Raw genomic sequence first — 18,343 nt, forward strand, 5'->3', positions numbered from 1 at the left:
CGCGGCGCGCGGCCGCGACGTGCTCGTCTCGCCGAACCTCAGCGCCGGTCGACGTCGACGACGTCGACGCGCACCGGGCCCTCGGTCGACAGCGCACCGACGACGGTGCGCAGCGCCTTGGCGGTCCGGCCGCTGCGGCCGATGACCCGCCCGAGGTCCTCGGGGTGGACCCGGACCTCCAGCAGCTCACCGCGGCGCAGCGCGACCGCGCTCACGCGCACGTCGTCCGGGTGGTCGACGATGCCGCGCACCAGGTGCTCGAGCGCGTCGGCGAGCATCAGGCCTGCTCGTCCTCGGCGGGAGCCGCGTCCTCGGCCGGGGCCTCGGCGACGGGCTCGTCAGCCTTCTTCTCCGACGCCTTGGCCTTGACCTTCTCGGCGTCGAGCGCGGCCGCCTCGATCGCGGCCTTCGGGTCGGCCTTGCCGGCCTTGACCCGCAGCGTGCCCTCGGCGCCCGGCAGGCCCTTGAACTTCTGCCAGTCGCCGGTGACCTTGAGCAGCGCGAGGACCTGCTCGGTCGGCTGCGCGCCGACACCGAGCCAGTACTGCGCGCGCTCGGAGGAGATCTCGATGAGCGAGGGCTCCTCGGTCGGGTGGTACTTGCCGATCTCCTCGATGACGCGACCGTCACGCTTGGTGCGCGAGTCCGCGACGACGACACGGTAGTACGGCGCCCGGATCTTGCCGAGACGCTTCAGACGGATCTTGGTGGCCACGTTGTGGTCTTCTCCTGGAGTTCAGCTGGGTGCCCCGCCAGCCTGCCCGTGGGGTTGGGCGGCCGGTGACGGCGAAGGACGCGTCGCGGGCAGGTAGAGGGGCTGCACCGACGTGTACAGCCGACCATCATGCCAGACGTGTGGCGGGGTTCCCAAGCCGCACGCGGTCGACTGCGTACCAGACGAGCGCGATCGCCGCGGTCGCGAACGCCGCGACGAGGACCCACCACATCACCTCGCTGATCCACGGCGGCGCGAACGCCGGGCCGAGCAGGACCGAGAGCCCCGAGCGCGCGACGTCGTCGTCACCGCCGTCGGGCATCGCGCCGTAGCCCACGAGCGTGCCGAGCCCGAGCACCCACGCCAGCACGCGGTAGCGCGTCGGCGCGTGGCCCACATGCTTGCGCACCCTGCCGAGCCCGAGGAGCGGCCGAGCCACGACCCACGCCCCCGCGATCGGCAGCACGATCGTGACGGGCCAGTACAGGAGCACGACGAGCACGCCCCAGCCGCCGACGCCGAACTTGGCGACCAGCCCGAGCACCACGCCGAGCCAGACGACGACGGCCGCCACGACGTCGGCCCTCGCCAGGCGCTCACGCGCGGGGGCTTCGACGCTCGAGACCGAGCTGCTCACGTGCGACTCCCGTCGGTGGCGGACGACCGCCGCGTGCGGTCGCGCACAGCCAAGCAGCCGCCCACCGCGGTCGGCCAGTGCACCGAGAGGTCTGTCACCCGTCCGGACGCCCGCTGTCGCCCGCCCGCGCGCGTCAGACGTGCCGCGTGCCGCGCAGCACGACCGCTGCGGGCTCGTGCAGCACGGTCACGTCGCGGCGCGGGTCCCGGTCGTAGACGACCACGTCCGCGCTCGCACCCTCGGCGATCGACTCGGCGCCGAGCCACTCGCGCGTCCGCCAGCTCGCGGCGGCCACGACGTCGCGCGCGGGGATGCCGGCCGCGACGAGCTCCGCCGCCTCGTCGGCGATCCGGCCGTGCCCGATGGTCCCGCCCGCGTCGGTCCCGACGAGCACGGGCACGCCGGCGTCGTACAGGTCCCTCACGTGCTGGTGACGCCGCTCGCCCATCGCGCGCATCCGTCGCGCGAACCGGGGGTACCGCGACTCGCCCTGGTCGGCGATCGCGCCGAACTGCGCGACCTGCAGCAGCGTCGCGGTCACCGGGATCCCGCGCTCGGCGATGCGCTCGATCTGTGCGGGCGTCGCACCCGTCGCGTGCTCGAGGCAGTCGATGCCGGCCTCCAGCAGCGGGTCGATCGACTCGGTCGCGAACGTGTGGGCCGTGACCCGGGCGCCCGCGTCGTGCGCAGCCGCGACCGCGGCGGTCAGCACGTCGTCGGGCCACAGGGGGGTCAGGTCCCCCGCGGGCCCGAGGTCGCGGTCGATCCAGTCGGCGACGAGCTTGACCCAGCCGTCGGCCCGCACGGCCTCGTGGTGCACCACACCGGGCAGGTCGTGCACGTCGGCCAGCTCGAGGCCGTAGTGCCGCAGGTAGCGCTTGGGGCGGGCGAGGTGGTGGCCCGCGCGGATGAGCCGCGGCAGGTCGGCGCGTCCGTGCACCCAGGACGTGTCGGCGGGTGAGCCCGCGTCACGCACGAGCAGCACGCCCGAGTCGCGGTCCGCGAGCGCCTGCCGCCCGGCCGTCGCCGCGTCGACCGGCCCGTCGGCCGCGAGACCGATGTGGCAGTGCACGTCGACGAGCCCGGGCAGCACCCAGCCGCGGATCGTCGTCGCCTGCGCCGCGGGACGCGTCAACGTCAGACGCCCCCCGACCACCCACGCCTCGCCGACCTCACGCTCGTCGTCGAGCACGACCGTCCCGGCCAGGTGCAGGACGTCGCTCACGGCGTCAGCGCCCGAGGAACTTCTCGAACCCCGCGGGCAGCTCGAGCGAGGCGGGGTCGGCCTGCTGCGGAGCCGGCGCGCCGAGCCCGAACGCGGACCCGGCCGGTGCGCTCGGCGCCGGCTTGCCCTCGATCGCCGCGCGCTCCTGCGCCGCTCGCTTGGCGGGGTTGCCCGACTTGCCGCGCACCTTGCGCTGCGGCACGGCCTTGCCGCGCGCCTTCTTGCCCATCCCCGGCAGGTTGCCCATACCCGGCATGCCGCCGGGCATCCCGCCCGACTTGGCCATCTGGCGCATCATCTTCTGGGCCGCGTCGAACCGCTCGAGGAGCTGGTTGACGTCGGTCGGCGTGGTGCCGGACCCCTTCGCGATGCGCGCGCGGCGCGAGCCGTTGATGATCTTCGGGTTGTCGCGCTCGCCGGGGGTCATCGAGTGGATGATCGCCTCGATGCGGTCGACCTCGCGCTCGTCGAAGTTGTCCAGCGCGTCGCGCATCTGCGCCATGCCCGGGAGCATCCCGAACATCTTCTTGAGCGAGCCCATCTTGCGCAGCTGCTGCATCTGCTGCTGGAAGTCCGCGAGCGTGAAGCCCTCGCCGCTCGCGAGCTTGCCCGCCATCTGCTCGGCCTGCTCGGCGTCGAACGCCTTCTCGGCCTGCTCGATGAGCGTCAGGACGTCGCCCATGTCGAGGATCCGCGACGCCATGCGGTCGGGGTGGAACACCTCGAAGTCGGTGAGCTTCTCGCCGATGCTCGCGTACAGGATCGGCCGCCCTGTGACGGAGGCGACCGACAGCGCAGCGCCACCGCGCGCGTCGCCGTCGAGCTTCGACAGCACGACACCCGTGAAGCCGACACCGTCCGCGAAGGCCTGCGCGGTGGTCACCGCGTCCTGGCCGATCATCGCGTCGATCACGAACAGGATCTCGTCGGGCTGCACGGCGTCGCGGATGTCCGCGGCCTGCTGCATGAGCTCGGCGTCGACACCGAGCCGGCCGGCGGTGTCGACGATCAGCACGTCGTGCTGGCGTGCGCGTGCGGTCTCAAGACCGGCGCGTGCGACGGCGACGGGGTCCGCGTCCGCGGGGAGCACGTCGTCGGCGCCCTGGTTACCGGGGTGCGGCGCGAACACCGGCACGCCGGCCCGCTCGCCCACCACCTGCAGCTGCGTCACGGCGTTCGGACGCTGCAGGTCCGCCGCCACGAGCAGCGGCGTGTGGCCCTCGCCCTTGAGCTGGAGCGCGAGCTTGCCTGCGAGCGTCGTCTTGCCCGCGCCCTGCAGACCCGCGAGCAGGATCACCGTGGGCGGGTTCTTCGCGAACCGCAGCGTGCGCGTCTCGCCGCCGAGGATCGCCACGAGCTCCTCGTTGACGATCTTGACGACCTGCTGCGCGGGGTTGAGCGCCTGCGAGACCTCGGCCGAGAGCGAGCGTTCGCGCACCGCGCTCGTGAACTGCCGGACCACGGGCACGGCGACGTCCGCGTCGAGCAGGGCCCGGCGGATCTCCCGCACCGTGGCGTCGACGTCCGCCTCGGACAGCCGGCCCTTGGTGCGCAGGTTCTTGAAGGTCGACGTCAGGCGGTCGGACAGAGTGGCGAACACGTAGGGCGTCCTCGCGAGAAGGGGTCAGGGACGTCCCAGGGTACCTGGGTGACCCGCCGCGCGACCGCCACCGAGCCGAGCCCGTGCACGGCCGACGAGGTCGTCCACGAGCGTGCCGCGCCACTGGCTCCACGCCGCGGGCCCGGCCGCCACCGCGTCGGCCTCGGTGAGCACGCGCAGCGCGAGCAGCACGTCCTCGCGGTGGTCGACCGCGTCGAGCAGGCGGTCGGTGGTCGCCGGGTCGTCCGGGTCCGCGCTCGTCGCGAGCTCGACGAGCAGCAGGTGCTCGCGCACGAGGCGCGTCACGTCGGCCACGACCTCGTCGCGGAACCCCATGCGCTCCACGATCGGCCCCACGAGCCGGGCGCCCTCGACCGAGTGGTCGCCCGCACCGGCGCGCTTGCCGATGTCGTGCAGCAGGGCCGCGAGCAGCAGCGTCTCGCTCGGGGCGCCCGACGACAGCGCGGAGACGTTCGCCGCGGTCTCGACGAGGTGGCGGTCGACCGTGTGCCGGTGCACCGGCGAGCGCTGCGGACGGTTGCGCACGCCCGCCCACTCAGGGATCCACGTGGTCACGACACCCGCGAGGTCGAGCGCCTCCCAGATCGGCACCTGTGCGTGCCCGGCCGCGAGCAGCTGCAGGAGGTACTGCCGCGCCTGGCGCGGCCACGGCGTGGGCAGCGCGGGGGTCACGGTCAGGTGCTGCACCGAGACCGGGGAGAGCTGCAGGCCCGTGCGCGCCGCCGTCGCCGCCGTGCGCAGCGCGAGCAGCGGGTCGTGCTCCGGGGTCGCGTCGACCGCGAGCACGATCTCGTCGCCGTGCTGGACGAGGCCCTCGGCGATCGGGCGCAGGCGCGGCGGCATGCGGCGACCGCGGACCAGCCGCGGCCCGCGCGCCGGTCGCTCGAGGGCCTGCCGGGCGTTGCGTGCAGTCGTGTCGAGCGCGTACGAGATGATGCGCGCCGCCTCGGCGACGCTCGCCAGCAGGTCGTCGCGGTCGTCGAAGCCCACGATCGCGGCGACCTCGTCCTGGTCGGCGAGCAGCAGGCGGTTGGTGTGCCGCCGCGTGGCGACCTGCACCGCGTCCCGCACGTCGAGCAGGTGCGTGTACGCGTGGTCGACCGCACCGTGCGGGCGGTCCGTGAGCCAGGTGGCCGCGAGCGCCGAGAGCACCACCGCGTCGCGGATCCCGCCGCGCGCCTCCTTGAGCTCGGGCTCGATGAGGTACGCGAGCTCGCCGTGGCGCTCCGCGCGCTGCCGCGTGGACGCGATCAGCTCGGGCAGCCGGCGACGGGCCGCCGCGCGCCAGTCCTCGAGCAGCGCGGACGTGGCGCGCGCGATCACCACGGGGTCCCCCGCGACGTGCTGCAGGTCGAGCAGCCCCACCGCGGCGGGCAGGTCCTTGGACGCGACCTGGCGGCACTGCGCGAGTGAGCGCACCGAGTGGTCGAGGTCCAGGCCCGCGTCCCAGATCGGGTACCAGAGCTGCTGGGCGAGCGCCGAGAGGTCCTCGGCGGAGCGTCCGCGCCCCTCGTGCACCAGCAGCAGGTCGAGGTCGGAGACGGGGCTCGCGTCGCCGCGGCCCACCGACCCGACCGCGCCCAGCGCGACGCCCGTCATGTCCTGCCCCGCGGTGGCCTCGTCCCAGAGCTCGACGAGCCGACGTCGGACGAGTGCGGAGACCTGCCGGCGACGGGCCGTGCCGTCGCTCGTCGTGCCGGTCAGGGAGGTGGCGAGGTCGAGCCGTTCGACGCGCAGGTCCCGCACCCCAGGGGCGGGGTGCGGGACCTGCGTGTCGTGGGCGTCCCCGGCCGCGCCCCCCACGGGCGGCCGTTCGTGAGACATGGTTCCTACAGCGCGTCGTCGCCGTGCTCACCGGTGCGGACGCGAGCCACGTCCTCGACCGGCACGACCCAGACCTTGCCGTCACCGATCTTGCCGGTCTGCGAGGCGCGGATCACGACCTCGACGATGCCGGCCACGTCCTCGTCGGCGACCAGGACGTCGATGCGCACCTTCGGCACCAGGTCCACGGTGTACTCCGCGCCGCGGTAGACCTCGGTGTGACCGCGCTGGCGGCCGTAGCCGCTCGCCTCGCTCACGGTCAGGCCGCGGACACCCGCTGCCTCGAGGGCCGACTTCACGTCGTCGAGCCGATGCGGCTGGATGACCGCCGTCACGAGCTTCGTCATCACTTCACCTCCGTCACGACGCGGGCCCCGCCCAGCGTCTCGTATGCGGACTCACCGTGCACGGCGAGGTCGATACCGCCGACCTCGACCTCCTCGCTGACCCGCCAGCCCATGGTCGCCTTCAGGATCAGCCCGATGACGACCGTCACGACCCCCGAGACCAGGATCGCGACCAGCGCGATGATGACCTGGATGAGCAGCTGGTCCCAGCCGCCGCCGAAGAACAGGCCCGTGTCCGCGGCGAGGAAGCCGATGAGGACCGTGCCGACGAGGCCACCGACGAGGTGCACGCCGACGACGTCCAGCGAGTCGTCGTAGCCGAACTTGTACTTCAGACCGACGGCCAGCGCGCACAGCACACCGGCGACCACGCCCAGGATGATCGAGGTGACCGGGCGCAGCGCGCCGGCCGCCGGGGTGATCGCGACCAGACCGGCCACGACACCGGACGCGGCACCCAGCGACGTCGCGTGACCGTCGCGGAACTTCTCCGTGAGCAGCCAGGCGAGCATCGCGGCCGCGGTCGCGACCGTCGTGTTGAGCCACGCGAGACCCGCGTTGCCGTCAGCCGTGAAGGCCGAGCCCGCGTTGAAGCCGAACCAGCCGAACCACAGGAGCGCGGCACCCAGCATCACGAAGGGCAGGTTGTGCGGACGCATCGGCTCCTTGGCGAAGCCCTTGCGCTTGCCGACGATCAGCGCGAGCACGAGGCCCGCGACACCGGCGTTGATGTGCACGACCGTGCCACCGGCGAAGTCGATCGGTGCCGTCAGCGCGACCCCGTCGGCGTCCGTCCCGAAGATCTTGGCCGCGATCGAGCCGTCAGCGCCCGAGAGCAGCCCGCCGCCCCAGACCATGTGGGCGATCGGGAAGTACGAGAGCGTCACCCAGGCGGCGACGAACGTCAGCCAGGTGCCGTACTTGATGCGGTCCGCGAGCGAGCCGCTGATGAGCGCGACGGTGATGATCGCGAACGTGACCTGGAAGGCGACCCCCACGGCGGCGGGAACACCGAAGCCGTCGATGATGTACTCACCCGAGTCGTCCCAGATCGTGCCTGACAGACCGAACTGGTCGAACGGGTTGCCGAAGATCCCGGCGACGTCGCTGCCGTACGACATCGACCAGCCCCACAGGACGTAGACGATCACCACGACACCGATGGCGCCGAACGACATCATCATCATGTTCAGGACGGACTTGCCGCGGACCATGCCGCCGTAGAAGAACGCCAGCGCAGGCGTCATGAGCAGCACCAAGGACGCTGAGGTCAGCATCCAGGCTGTCGCTCCGGTATCCAGCTCCATGAGTAGCTTCTCCCCTCGCCAGCCCGGGGTGGCTGGTCGCGGACAACGTTCGAGGAGAGGCGTTTCACTGAGCGACTGCGCGCGTTTCGGCCAGGTGACAACGCGCACGCTCGTGTAAACGTTGCGTTTCGAGGTGGGCGTTCGTCCGACTCGTTCCCGTGCGCCCGACGAACGTCCGACCTCGCGCGCCGAGCCGGGCTACTGGAGCAGGCCGTCGACGAACGCCTCGGGGTCGAAGGGCGCGAGGTCGTCGGGACCCTCGCCCAGCCCGACGAGCTTGACGGGCACGCCGAGCTCGCGCTGCACCGCGACGACGATGCCGCCCTTGGCGGTCCCGTCGAGCTTGGTCAGCACGATGCCCGTGATGCCCGCGACCTCGCCGAACACGCGCGCCTGGTTGAGCCCGTTCTGGCCCGTGGTCGCGTCGAGCACGAGGAGCACCTCGCTGAGCGGGGCCTCCTTGCCGATGACACGCGTGATCTTGCCGAGCTCGTCCATCAGACCGGCCTTGTTCTGCAGGCGCCCCGCGGTGTCGACCACGACCACGTCGACCTGGGCCTGCTTGCCGGTCCGGACTGCCTCGAACGCGACCGACGCCGGGTCGGCGCCGTCCCGGTCGGACCGCACCGTCGGGACCCCGACGCGCGAGCCCCACGTCTCGAGCTGGTCGGCCGCCGCCGCGCGGAACGTGTCCGCGGCGCCGAGCACCACCGACTGCTGCTCCCCCACGAGCAGTCGCGTGAGCTTGCCGATCGTCGTCGTCTTGCCCGTGCCGTTGACACCCACCACCAGCAGGACCGCGGGCATGCGCGTGCCGTCGTCGGCCACGGTCGGCGACGTGTGCAGCGAGCGGTCGAGGCTCGGGTCGACGAGCTCGAGCAGCTGGGCCCGCAGCAGGGCCTTGACCTGCGCGGGGTCCCTGAGGCCGTCGACGCGCACGCGCGTGCGCAGCGCGTCGATGAGCTCGCCCGTGGGGCCGGGACCGACGTCGGCGAGCAGGAGCGTCTCCTCGAGCTCGTCCCAGTCGTCCTCGGACAGGTGGTCGCGGGACAGGACCGCAAGCAGGCGGGTGCCCAGCGGCGAGCCCGAGCGCGAGAGCCGGTCGCGCAGGCGCGCGAGACGACCCGCGGCCGGCGCCGGCACGTCGAGCACCGGAAGGTCCGGCGCCTCACCGGGCGCGCTCTCGGCGAGCGGCGCCTCGGCCTGCTCGGGGAGCGTCTCGAGGGTGCCCACACCGGCGGTCGGGGGCACCTCGACCGCGACGCCGGACGCGTCGTCGTCGGGCGCGGTGGCCTGGGTCGGGACGTGCTCGATCGTCGGCGTGGGCGCCGAGGTCGAGCCGTCGTCGCGCGGACGGCGGCGCGAGACGAACAGCGTGACGACGGCCGCGACGAGCGCGATCGGCACACCAGCGGCGAGGAGAGTGGTCAGGGCGTCGGAGCTCACCCGCACAGTCTGGCCGCGGACCAGGCGGCGGCGCGAACCCACGACCACCGGCGTGGACTCCCGTGCCCCCGGCCCGCACTCGCGGCGAGTCCGTCGGCGCCCTCCGGACCGCCGTCCGGCACCGGGTCCGAACGCCGTGATTCGTTTCGGCCGTGTCGGTGCGCACGGCCCGTGGGTACGTTCACAGGCCGGGACGACCGCTCCCGGTCGTCCCGGACGGCGCCGTCCCGACGAGAGGTGGGCCCCATGCCCCGCACGCATCGAGCACCCGACCACGCGCACCACGTGCGACCCCGTCCCGGCCGCTCGGACCGGCACCGCGGACCGCGCTCGAGGCGCGTGCGGACGGCCGTCGCCGCCCTCGTCACCGCCGCGCTCGTCGGGACCCTCGGCCTGATCTCCGCCCTGGGCGCGAACGCCGCGACGATCGACCCGAGTGCGTGGTACGTGCTGGTCAACCGCAAGAGCGACAAGGTCCTCGACGTCCAGGGCCAGGCGACCGGTGACGGGTCACCGCTCGTGCAGTCGACCCGGACCGACGCCACGAGCCAGCAGTTCAGGGTCGTGGACGCCGGCGGCGGGTGGTACGAGCTGCTCAACCGCAGGTCCGGCAAGGTCGTCGACCTGTGGGAGTGGAGCACCGCCGACGGCGCGACCTTCCGGCTGTTCACGGACCTGAACGGCGCCAACCAGCGGTTCGGGATCGTCGACCAGTCCGGCTACGTCCGCTTCGTCAACCAGCACTCGGGCAAGGTGCTGCAGGTGGCCGGCGCGTCGACCGCCGAGGGTGCAGCCGTCGTGCAGGGATCGGACACGAAGTCCTACCACCAGCAGTGGCTGCTGGTGAAGCTCGGGAACGGGAGCACGCCGGCACCCACGACCGGCCCGACACCGACCACGCCGCCGAGCACACCGCCGAGCACACCGCCGAGCAACGGCTCCTGGCCGACCGCGACCGGTCAGCAGCGGGTCATCTCCACGATCGCGGTCAGCGGCACGTTCGACGGTCGGCTCGTGCGCTACTACGGGATCTCCTCGGGCGGTCAGGACGAGTCGCAGCCACCCATGTTCAAGCTCGCCGACGGCGCGGTCCTCACGAACGTCATCCTCGGCTCGGGTGCGGGCGACGGCGTGCACTGCACCGGCACCTGCACGCTGCGGAACGTGTGGTGGGAGGACGTCGAGGAGGACGCCGCGACGCTCAAGGGCAGCTCGTCGTCCCAGGTCATGACGGTCGACGGCGGCGGGGCGCGGTCCGCCTCGGACAAGGTGTTCCAGCACAACGGCCCCGGCACGTTCGTCATCAAGAACTTCCAGGCGACGGACATCGGCAAGCTGTACCGCTCGTGCGGCAACTGCTCCACGCAGTACGCGCGCACGGTCGTCGTCCAGAACGTGACGATCACGGCGCCCGCGAAGTCGCTCGTCGGCATCAACTCCAACCTCGGGGACCGCGCGACGCTCTCGGGCATCACGCTCGTCAACGACTGGTCGAAGAAGGTCGCGATCTGCGAGGAGTACCGCGGGGTGACGTCCGGCGAGCCGACGAAGGTCTCGTCAGGACCGAGCGCGGCGTGCGGGTACTCCCCGTCCGCGGTGGTCTACCGATGACGGCGTGACCGTGAGGCCCTTGTGACGACTCGCGGGCCGGTCGCCGCTGCGGCCGGTCCGCGCCTCACGTCCCTGGGCGGCAGGTCAGCCGTGGCGGCGCAGCGGGTTCGCGCGCACGGCCTTGTCCTTGGCACGTGCGAGACCGGCCGAGAGGTCGTCGACGTGCAGGTAGCCCTCACCCTGCTCGGCCGTCGCGTTGAGGAAGTCCGCGAGCGACAGGTCCACGGGCTCGGCGTCGGCGGCCTGCGCCGCGGCGATCTGGTCCGGCGCGGGGTGTCGACGTGCCCGCAGGCCGCGGCGGAACGCCTGCCACGGCGACTCGTCGTCCCGGCGGTCGTCCGCGTCCGACGAGCTCGCGACGAGCAGGACGGCAGCCGCCACCGCAAGGGCGACGAGGACGGCGATCACGACAGGCAGCACCCGTCCAGTGTCGTCCGGGACCCGCTGCGCCGCCTCGACGAGGAGCGGTTCAGACCGACTCCCACACACGATCTTCACGCGCGCCGCCCGCGCGAGCCCGCGGGCCGTCTCCAGAGCGCCGTCGGCCCGCCGCACGGGCGCCCGCTCAGGCGGTCTCGCGCATCCGCTGGCTCACGACGGTCGTCACACCGTCACCGCGCATCGTGACGCCGTACAGCGCGTCCGCGATCTCCATCGTGCGCTTCTGGTGCGTCACGACGATGAGCTGCGAGTCCTCCTGCAGCTCGCGGAAGATCTCCAGGAGTCGGCCGAGGTTCGCGTCGTCGAGCGCGGCCTCGACCTCGTCCATCACGTAGAACGGGCTCGGCCGGGCCTTGAAGATCGCGACGAGCATCGCCACCGCCGTGAGCGAGCGCTCGCCGCCCGACAGCAGCGACAGCCGCTTGACCTTCTTGCCCGCGGGACGCGCCTCGACGTCGATTCCCGTGGTGAGCATGTCGTCGGGGTCCGTCAGCACCAACCGGCCCTCACCACCCGGGAACAGGCGCGGGAACACCACGTCGAAGGCGGCGGCGGTGTCGCGGTACGCCTCGGCGAAGACCTGCTCGACCCGCTCGTCGATCTCCTTGACGATCTCCAGCAGGTCCGTGCGGGACTTCTTGAGGTCGGCGAGCTGGTCGACCAGGAACTTGTGGCGCTCCTCGAGCGCCGAGAACTCCTCGAGCGCGAGCGGGTTGACGCGGCCGAGCAGCGAGAGCGCGCGCTCCGCGGCGCGCAGGCGCTTCTCCTGCTGCTCGCGCACGTACGGGACGTGCGTCGGCGCGTCCGGGTCGGGCTCCGTCCCGGGCGGCACGACGACCGGCACGTCCTGGTGCGGCCCGAACTCCTCGAGCAGCACGGCCGGGTCGAGCCCGAGCTCCTCGACCGCGCGCGTCTCGAGCTGCTCGATCCGCAGGCGCTGCTGGGTGCGGGCAACCTCGTCGCGGTGCGCGACGTCGGTCAGGCGCGCGAGCTCGGCGGCCTGCTGCTCGGCCCGGACCCGCATCGTCGTGATCGTCTCGTCGCGCTGCGCGCGCGCGGCCTCGGCGGACTCGCGCTCGTCGGACGCCCGCCGCAGCGAGCCGTCGAGCAGGGCGAGCGCGTGGTTCGCGCCGTCCCGCACGGCCTGGGCGACCGCCGCCTGCCGCGCACGCGCGCGCTCGCGCTCGGCGGCGCGCTCACGTGCCGCCCGCTCGGACTGCGCGGCCCGCTCGAGCGACTCGGCGCGCCCCGCGAGCGCGCGGGCACGCTCCTCGACCGTGCGCAGCGTCAGCCGGGCCTCGGTCTCCCGCTGGCGCGCCGCCGTCGCCGCCTCGAGCAGCGTGTCGCGGCGCTTGGTGCCCTCGGCGATCTGCGCCTCGCTCTCGACGGGCTCGACCTCCGCGGCGGCGAGCCGCTCGGTGAGCTCGGCGAGCTGCGCGGTGTCGTCCTCGAGCGTGCGGGATGCCGCGTCGAGCGACGCCTGCACGCGCTCGGCCTCGGCCCGCGCGGCGCGCGCGGTCGAGCCGAGGTTGCCCAGCTGCTCGGCGACCGCCGCGAGCTGCGCGTCGGACTCGTTGAGGCGGTCCAGCGTGTCCTCGTACGCCGCGCGCGCCTGCTCCTTCTCCTGCGCCGCGCGCGCGACCTCGAACCGCAGGCGCTCGGCCTCGGCCGCCGCGTGCTGCGCGCCCTGCCGCGCCTGGTCCAGCGCCGCCTGCAGGTGCAGCGCGCTGGGGGCGGCCGCCGACCCGCCCGACGCGCGCGTGCGGGACAGGACGTCCCCCGTGCGGGTCGCGACGACGAGGTCGGGCGCCTGGGCGAGCAGCGCGCGCGCGGCGGCGAGGTCGTCGACGACGACGACGTCCGCGAGCAGCGCGTCGACCGTCGCGCGCACGTTCTCCGGCGCCTCGACGAGGTCCGCGGCCCGGTCCGCGCCTGCGGGGAGGTCCACGCGCCGCGTAGGCGACCCGGGTCCGCCGACGAGCAGCGTCGCGCGTCCGGCATCCTCGGTGCGCAGCCAGCGGATCGCGTCCACGGCGGCCTCGACCGACTCGACGGCCACGGCGTCGGCCGTGGCGCCCAGCGCGGCGACGATCGCGTCCTCGTCGCGCGGGTCGACGGCGAGCAGCGCGGCGACCGAGCCGATCGTGCCCGTCAGACCGTCCGCCGCGAGCAGCGCACCCGCGCCGTCCTTGCGCGTCAGGCTCAGCTCGAGCGTCTCGGCGCGGGACTCCAGCGCCGTCCGCTCGCGCTCCGCGGCGCCCAGCGCCTCGGTGGCCTCGGCGAGCCGCGTGGTCACGGCCTCGAGCGCGTCGGCCGCCGCCTCGTGCGCGGCGTCGAGACCTTCCTCGCCCTCCTCCGCGCCCGCGACCTGCGACTCGAGCGCCGCGAACTCCGCGGTCGCCTCGGCGCCCCGGCGCTCGGCCGCCACGAGCGTCTCGCGCAGGCGTCCGAGCTCGGCCTGCGTGGCCTCGACCCGGCTGCGGCGCGCAGCGACCTGACCGGCGAGGCGCGCGACGCCCTCGCGGCGGTCCGCGGCACCGCGGAGCGCGGTCGCGAGCTCCTTCTCGGCGCTCGTCGCCTGCTGCTCGACGTCCTGCCGGGCGGCGACCGCGGCCTCCAGGGCGGCGCGCGCGAGATCGACCTCGGCGGCCAGCTCGGCCTCGGCCTGGCGCACGCGCTCGGCCTGCGCCGCGAGGTCGTCAGGATCGCGTCCGTCGGAACGCTCCGGTGTCGACGAGCCCAGCAGACGCACGCGGTCGGCCGCGAGCGTCGCGGTCCCCCGCAGCCGCTCGCGCAACGACGACAGTCGGTACCAGACCTCGCTGATCTCACTGAGCGCCGGCGCGGCCTCGGCCGCCTCGCGCTCGAGCGACGCGAGCCGGGCGCGCGTCGCGCCGAGCTCCGCCTCCACCTGCGCACGCTGGTCGTTCAGCGCGGTCTCGTCGGCGATCTCCTGCTCGAGCTGTGAGCTGAGCTGCGCGAGGTCGTCGGCGAGCAGGCGCGCCCGCGCGTCGCGCAGGTCCGACTGCACGACCGCGGCCTTGCGCGCGACCTCCGCCTGGCGGCCGAGGGGGCCGAGCTGGCGGCGGATCTCCGCGGTGAGGTCGGTCAGGCGCGTGAGGTTGGCCTGCATCGCGTCGAGCTTGCGCAGCGCCTTGTCCTTGCGCTTGCGGTGCTTGAGGACGCCCGCGGCCTCCTCGATGAACCCGCGGCGCTCCTCGGGCGTGGCCCGCAGCACGGCGTCGAGCTGGCCCTGCCCAACGATCACGTGCATCTCGCGCCCGAGGCCGGAGTCCGAGAGCAGGTCCTGGATGTCGAGCAGGCGGCAGCCCTGCCCGTTGATCGCGTACTCCGACCCCCCGTTGCGGAACAGCGTCCGCGAGATCGTCACCTCGGTGTACTCGATCGGCAGCGCGCCGTCGGTGTTGTCGATCGTGAGCGAGACCTCGGCGCGGCCCAGCGGCGGACGCCCCGCTGTGCCCGCGAAGATGACGTCCTCCATCTTGCCGCCGCGCAGCGACTTGGCGCCCTGCTCCCCCATGACCCACGCGAGCGCGTCGACCACGTTGGACTTGCCGGAGCCGTTCGGCCCGACGACGCAGGTGACGCCCGGCTCGAAGCTCAAGGTCGTCGCCGAGGCGAACGACTTGAACCCGCGCAGGGTCAGCGTCTTGAGGTGCACGGACGCGAGTGTAGGTCGGCCGGGGCCCCGACCCGGGGACGTGGCCCCGGAGCCGTCCGCTCAGGCCGTGCCGCGAGTGCCGTTCAGAGGGCCGGGAACCAGAGCGCGATCTCGCGCGCGGCGGACTCCGGTGAGTCGGAGCCGTGCACGACGTTCTCGATGACCTTGCGGCCCCAGTCGCGCGCCAGGTCGCCGCGGATCGTGCCCGGCGCGGCCGTCGTCGGGTCCGTCGTCCCCGCGAGCGAACGGAAGCCCTCGATCACGCGCTGCCCCTCGACGACCGCCGCGACCACCGGACCCGAGCGCATGAAGTCGATCAGCGGCTGGACGAACGGCTTGCCCGCGTGCTCCGCGTAGTGCTCGGCGAGCAGGGCCTCGTCGGCCTCCCGCAGCTCGAGGGCGACGAGCGTGTAGCCCTTGGCCTCGATGCGCCGCAGGACCTCCCCGACGTGACCGCGGGCGACGCCGTCGGGCTTGACGAGGACGAGGGTGCGCTGGACGTCAGACATGGCGCCCACCCTAGTGTCGCGGGCTGTGGCGCCGCGGGGCGTCGAGCGACCTCGTCCGCGCGGCGTGCGTCACACGTCAGGCGCCGAGCGGGTGCGCCGCGTCGTACTCCGCGCGCTCCCGGTCGATCCGGCCACCGATGCGCAGCGCGGCCACCCACAGCGCGACGAACACGATCGCGACGAGCACCGCGATGTCCCTCGCGACGGACGGCAGGACGAGCGCCGCCGCGACGAGCCAGCCCTGCAGGACCCACCCCACGGCGTACCCGCCGCGCCGGCCGACGAGGCCCGCGGCGACGACGAGCAGGAGCGCGAGGCCCCCGCCGACCGCCCACACCGCGCCGCTCGAGGCGACACGCAGGCCGTACGCCACGAGCGTCGCGAACAGGACGCAGCACGCCTCCAGCACGAGGATGGTCTGGCTGAACTGCGGCTTCGCTGGGCGCTTGCGGCGCACGGCCGGCGCGGACGACGTCACCGTTCCAGGCTACCTTCGGCGTCGGCGTCGCCCGCACCGCGGCCGGCACCCGCCCCGACGGGCGCCTCGACGTGCGACTCGACGTGGGCGGTGAGCTCGTCGACGACGATCGGCGCACCCTCGTCGGACGCGGTACCCGCGACACCCGAGCCGTCGGCGGCCACGGCCTCGCCGCGCGCGACCATGCCGGCGACGTCGGAGAGCTTGACCTCCTTGAGGAACAGCGCCAGGACGAGCCCGATCAGGACGAGCGGCACGAAGTACCAGAACGACGGGGCGAGCGTGCTGGCGAACGCGTCGATGACGCCGGACTGGTACGGCTCGGGCAGGTCGGCCACGACCTCGGGCGTGATGCTCGCCGCACCGCCTGCCGCGCCGCCGGGCGCGTCGGCGAAGACCTCGGTGAGCTTGGCGAACAGCGCCGTGGTGAAGATCGTCGAGAAGATCGCCGTGCCGACGGCCGCGCCGATCTCGCGGAAGAAGTTGTTCGCGCTCGTCGCGGTGCCGAGCTCGTGCGGGTCGACCGCGTTCTGGACGGCGAGCACGATCGTCTGCATCACCAGGCCCATGCCCGCGCCGAGCACGAAGATCATGGCGCCGAACAGCACGAGCGACATGTCCCCCGTGATCCGGGTGAGCCAGACCAGGCCGAGCGCCGTGATGATCAGGCCCGCGACGGGGTAGATCTTGTAGCGGCCGGTCTTGGTGATCGCGATGCCCGAGCCGATCGCGGTGAGCATCACGCCGACCATCATCGGCAGCATGAGGAAGCCGGACTCGGTCACGCCGACGCCGGTCGACATCTGCAGGAAGGTCGGCAGGAACGCGAGCGCCGCGAACATCCCGGCACCCAGGATGAAGCCGATGAGCGTCGCGATCGTGAACGTCGCGTTGCGGAACAGGCGCAGCGGCAGGATCGGGTCCTGGGCACGCGTCTCGACGAGGACGAACATGCCGATCGCCACCACGGTCGCGACGACGAGCAGGACGAGCCAGCCGTTGGACCAGTCGTAGTCGCGGTTGCCGGAGAACGACGTCCACGAGCTGGCCAGCACGAGGCCCGAGGTCGCGACCACCATGAAGAAGATGCCCCACACGTCGATGGACCGCTCCGAGCGGTGCGACGGGAGCTTGAGCGTGATCCAGGCGGTCACGAACGCGGCGATGCCGATCGGGATGTTGATCCAGAAGCACCAGCGCCAGTCGGCGTGCTGCGTGAACAGGCCGCCGAGCAGCGGGCCGATCACCGCGGCGATGCCGAACAGCGCGCCCATCGGGCCCATGTACTTGCCGCGGTCCCGCGCGGGGACGATGTCGGCGATGATCGCCTGCGACAGGATCATCAGGCCACCGCCGCCGAGGCCCTGCACGCCGCGCCAGAACACGAGCTCGCCGAACGACTGCGCGAAGCCCGCACCGGCCGAGGCGATCGTGAACAGGCCGATCGCGACGAGGAACGGCCAGCGCCGGCCCCAGATGTCGCCGAACTTGCCGTACAGCGGCATGACGATCGCGATCGCCAGGATGTAGGCGGTCACCACCCAGCCCTGGTGCGCGACGCCGTCGAGCTCGCCGACGATCGTCGGCATCGCGGTGCCGACGATCGACTGGTCGAGCGACGACAGGAACATGCTCGCCATCAGGGCGCCGAAGATCAGCCAGACGGTGCGCGGGGTGAGCACGACGAGCGGCTTGTCGCTCGCCTGCTCGACGGTGGGGGCCAGTGCCATGGGTTCCTCGTTCGGGTCGTGCGGCCCGGACCGCGCGGCGGTCCGGGATCTGTCGGGGGCTGTCGGGGGGCTCGAGCGGGACGTGCGGAGGCGCGTCAGCGCTGGTCGGTGGCGAACAGCGCGCGCACCTCGGCGACCACGGCCGCGAGGTGGACGCGCGCGTCGGAGTCGGCGCCGACCGCCTCCCACCGCGTCGCGGTGGCGTGCACCAGGAACATCGCGACCGACGCGACGGTCTCGGGGTCGATCTGCGGCTCGGGGCCGAGTCGCTCGGCGACGAGCGACTGCAGCTCGCTGCGGTGCGACTCGAACCAGGCCATGTGGCGGGCCAGGAGTCGCGGCTCGTGCGCGACGAGCTCGATCGCGCGGCGGAACCGCTCGTGGCCGATCGGCTGCTGCTCGATGACCGAGGCGAGCAGCTCCTCGAGGTCCACGAGCAGGTCGCCCGTCGGGCCGCCTCCGACGAACCGCGCCGCCGCGACGGGCGAGACCGGCCAGGGCACGTGCCCGAGCAGCGCGTCGTCCTTGGACTCGAAGTAGTTGAAGAACGTCCGGGTCGAGACGCCCGCCGCCTCGCAGATCGCCTCGACCGTGACCGACTCGATGCCGTCACGCTCGACGAGCCGGTGGGTCGCCTCGATCAGCGCCTCGCGTCGTGCACGCTTCTTGCGCTCCCGCAGGCCCAGGTCGCCGCTCGTCTCGAGCGCGCGCGCCAGCGTCTCGAGCGACGAGGCGGTCGTCGCCGTCGCGCGCCGGGTGTCCATCACGAC

Annotated in this window: 16 protein-coding genes; 1 reads left to right on the forward strand and 15 read right to left on the reverse strand. The window is 73.4% G+C overall.

The window, feature by feature from the left end:
- Positions 1-38: 38 nt before the first annotated feature.
- The 9 genes from CGE01nite_RS09955 to ftsY all read right to left on the reverse strand — a co-directional run bounded on the left by CGE01nite_RS09955 (position 39) and on the right by ftsY (position 9,122).
- The gene (locus CGE01nite_RS09955; protein ID WP_048341275.1) at positions 39-278 is read right to left on the reverse strand and encodes an RNA-binding protein; all 240 of its coding nucleotides are present in this window, start codon (positions 276-278) and stop codon (positions 39-41) included.
- Complete coding sequence (gene rpsP, locus CGE01nite_RS09960) at positions 278-715, reverse strand: 30S ribosomal protein S16 (protein ID WP_048341276.1); 438 nt, start codon at positions 713-715, stop codon at positions 278-280. The genes CGE01nite_RS09955 and rpsP overlap by 1 nt, the downstream gene beginning before the upstream one ends.
- Before the next feature lie 127 nt (positions 716-842).
- On the reverse strand, positions 843-1,352 hold the full coding sequence (locus tag CGE01nite_RS09965) for a hypothetical protein (RefSeq protein WP_141370637.1): 510 nt from the start codon (positions 1,350-1,352) through the stop codon (positions 843-845).
- Between the two features lie 133 nt (positions 1,353-1,485).
- Entirely contained in the window at positions 1,486-2,577 is a 1,092-nt protein-coding gene (locus tag CGE01nite_RS09970; RefSeq protein WP_141370639.1) for an amidohydrolase family protein, read from the reverse strand.
- A gap of 4 nt (positions 2,578-2,581) precedes the next feature.
- A complete protein-coding gene (ffh, locus tag CGE01nite_RS09975; protein ID WP_048341279.1) occupies positions 2,582-4,177 on the reverse strand; it encodes a signal recognition particle protein in 1,596 nt (531 codons plus the stop codon).
- Positions 4,178-4,201: 24 nt separating this feature from the next.
- Positions 4,202-6,022, reverse strand: coding sequence for a [protein-PII] uridylyltransferase (locus CGE01nite_RS09980; protein ID WP_141370641.1), 1,821 nt, complete (start codon positions 6,020-6,022; stop codon positions 4,202-4,204).
- 5 nt (positions 6,023-6,027) lie between these two features.
- On the reverse strand, positions 6,028-6,369 hold the full coding sequence (locus tag CGE01nite_RS09985; RefSeq protein ID WP_048341281.1) for a P-II family nitrogen regulator: 342 nt from the start codon (positions 6,367-6,369) through the stop codon (positions 6,028-6,030).
- Positions 6,369-7,676, reverse strand: a complete 1,308-nt coding sequence (locus CGE01nite_RS09990; protein WP_141370643.1) for an ammonium transporter — start codon at positions 7,674-7,676, stop codon at positions 6,369-6,371. The genes CGE01nite_RS09985 and CGE01nite_RS09990 overlap by 1 nt, the downstream gene beginning before the upstream one ends.
- Before the next feature lie 198 nt (positions 7,677-7,874).
- Complete coding sequence (ftsY, locus tag CGE01nite_RS09995) at positions 7,875-9,122, reverse strand: signal recognition particle-docking protein FtsY (RefSeq protein WP_141370645.1); 1,248 nt, start codon at positions 9,120-9,122, stop codon at positions 7,875-7,877.
- 246 nt (positions 9,123-9,368) lie between these two features.
- On the opposite strand from ftsY, the gene CGE01nite_RS10000 reads away from it, so the two are divergent.
- The gene (locus tag CGE01nite_RS10000; protein WP_141370647.1) at positions 9,369-10,733 is read left to right on the forward strand and encodes a pectate lyase; all 1,365 of its coding nucleotides are present in this window, start codon (positions 9,369-9,371) and stop codon (positions 10,731-10,733) included.
- Between the two features lie 84 nt (positions 10,734-10,817).
- Here CGE01nite_RS10000 and CGE01nite_RS10005 read toward each other — a convergent pair whose 3' ends face one another.
- From CGE01nite_RS10005 to CGE01nite_RS10030, 6 genes are all read right to left on the reverse strand, one after another.
- Positions 10,818-11,153 carry a hypothetical protein gene (locus CGE01nite_RS10005; protein ID WP_229747445.1) on the reverse strand — a complete coding sequence of 112 codons (336 nt, stop codon included), beginning with the start codon at positions 11,151-11,153 and terminating at the stop codon, positions 10,818-10,820.
- A 145-nt stretch (positions 11,154-11,298) separates the two neighbouring features.
- The gene (gene smc / locus CGE01nite_RS10010) at positions 11,299-14,856 is read right to left on the reverse strand and encodes a chromosome segregation protein SMC (protein WP_141370649.1); all 3,558 of its coding nucleotides are present in this window, start codon (positions 14,854-14,856) and stop codon (positions 11,299-11,301) included.
- 83 nt (positions 14,857-14,939) lie between these two features.
- A complete protein-coding gene (gene ndk / locus CGE01nite_RS10015) occupies positions 14,940-15,365 on the reverse strand; it encodes a nucleoside-diphosphate kinase (RefSeq protein WP_141370652.1) in 426 nt (141 codons plus the stop codon).
- 76 nt (positions 15,366-15,441) lie between these two features.
- Positions 15,442-15,843 (reverse strand): DUF4233 domain-containing protein, encoded by a 402-nt coding sequence (locus CGE01nite_RS10020; RefSeq protein WP_048342277.1) that lies wholly within the window; start codon positions 15,841-15,843, stop codon positions 15,442-15,444.
- Positions 15,840-17,573 (reverse strand): MDR family MFS transporter, encoded by a 1,734-nt coding sequence (locus CGE01nite_RS10025; protein ID WP_141370654.1) that lies wholly within the window; start codon positions 17,571-17,573, stop codon positions 15,840-15,842. The genes CGE01nite_RS10020 and CGE01nite_RS10025 overlap by 4 nt, the downstream gene beginning before the upstream one ends.
- A gap of 95 nt (positions 17,574-17,668) precedes the next feature.
- Positions 17,669-18,337, reverse strand: coding sequence for a TetR/AcrR family transcriptional regulator (locus tag CGE01nite_RS10030; RefSeq protein ID WP_053071571.1), 669 nt, complete (start codon positions 18,335-18,337; stop codon positions 17,669-17,671).
- Positions 18,338-18,343 lie beyond the last annotated feature (6 nt).

Source organism: Cellulomonas gelida (assembly GCF_006538725.1).
Lineage (GTDB): Bacteria > Actinomycetota > Actinomycetes > Actinomycetales > Cellulomonadaceae > Cellulomonas > Cellulomonas gelida.

Bases quoted from the DNA above. Each gene is read 5' to 3' on its own strand.
- CGE01nite_RS09955 (WP_048341275.1), bottom strand. From the start codon at position 278: ATGCTCGCCGACGCGCTCGAGCACCTGGTGCGCGGCATCGTCGACCAC.
- CGE01nite_RS09980 (WP_141370641.1), bottom strand. From the start codon at position 6,022: ATGTCTCACGAACGGCCGCCCGTGGGGGGCGCGGCCGGGGACGCCCAC.
- CGE01nite_RS09985 (WP_048341281.1), bottom strand. From the start codon at position 6,369: ATGACGAAGCTCGTGACGGCGGTCATCCAGCCGCATCGGCTCGACGAC.
- CGE01nite_RS09990 (WP_141370643.1), bottom strand. From the start codon at position 7,676: ATGGAGCTGGATACCGGAGCGACAGCCTGGATGCTGACCTCAGCGTCC.
- CGE01nite_RS10000 (WP_141370647.1), top strand. From the start codon at position 9,369: ATGCCCCGCACGCATCGAGCACCCGACCACGCGCACCACGTGCGACCC.
- ndk (WP_141370652.1), bottom strand. From the start codon at position 15,365: ATGTCTGACGTCCAGCGCACCCTCGTCCTCGTCAAGCCCGACGGCGTC.
- CGE01nite_RS10025 (WP_141370654.1), bottom strand. From the start codon at position 17,573: ATGGCACTGGCCCCCACCGTCGAGCAGGCGAGCGACAAGCCGCTCGTC.
- CGE01nite_RS10030 (WP_053071571.1), bottom strand. From the start codon at position 18,337: ATGGACACCCGGCGCGCGACGGCGACGACCGCCTCGTCGCTCGAGACG.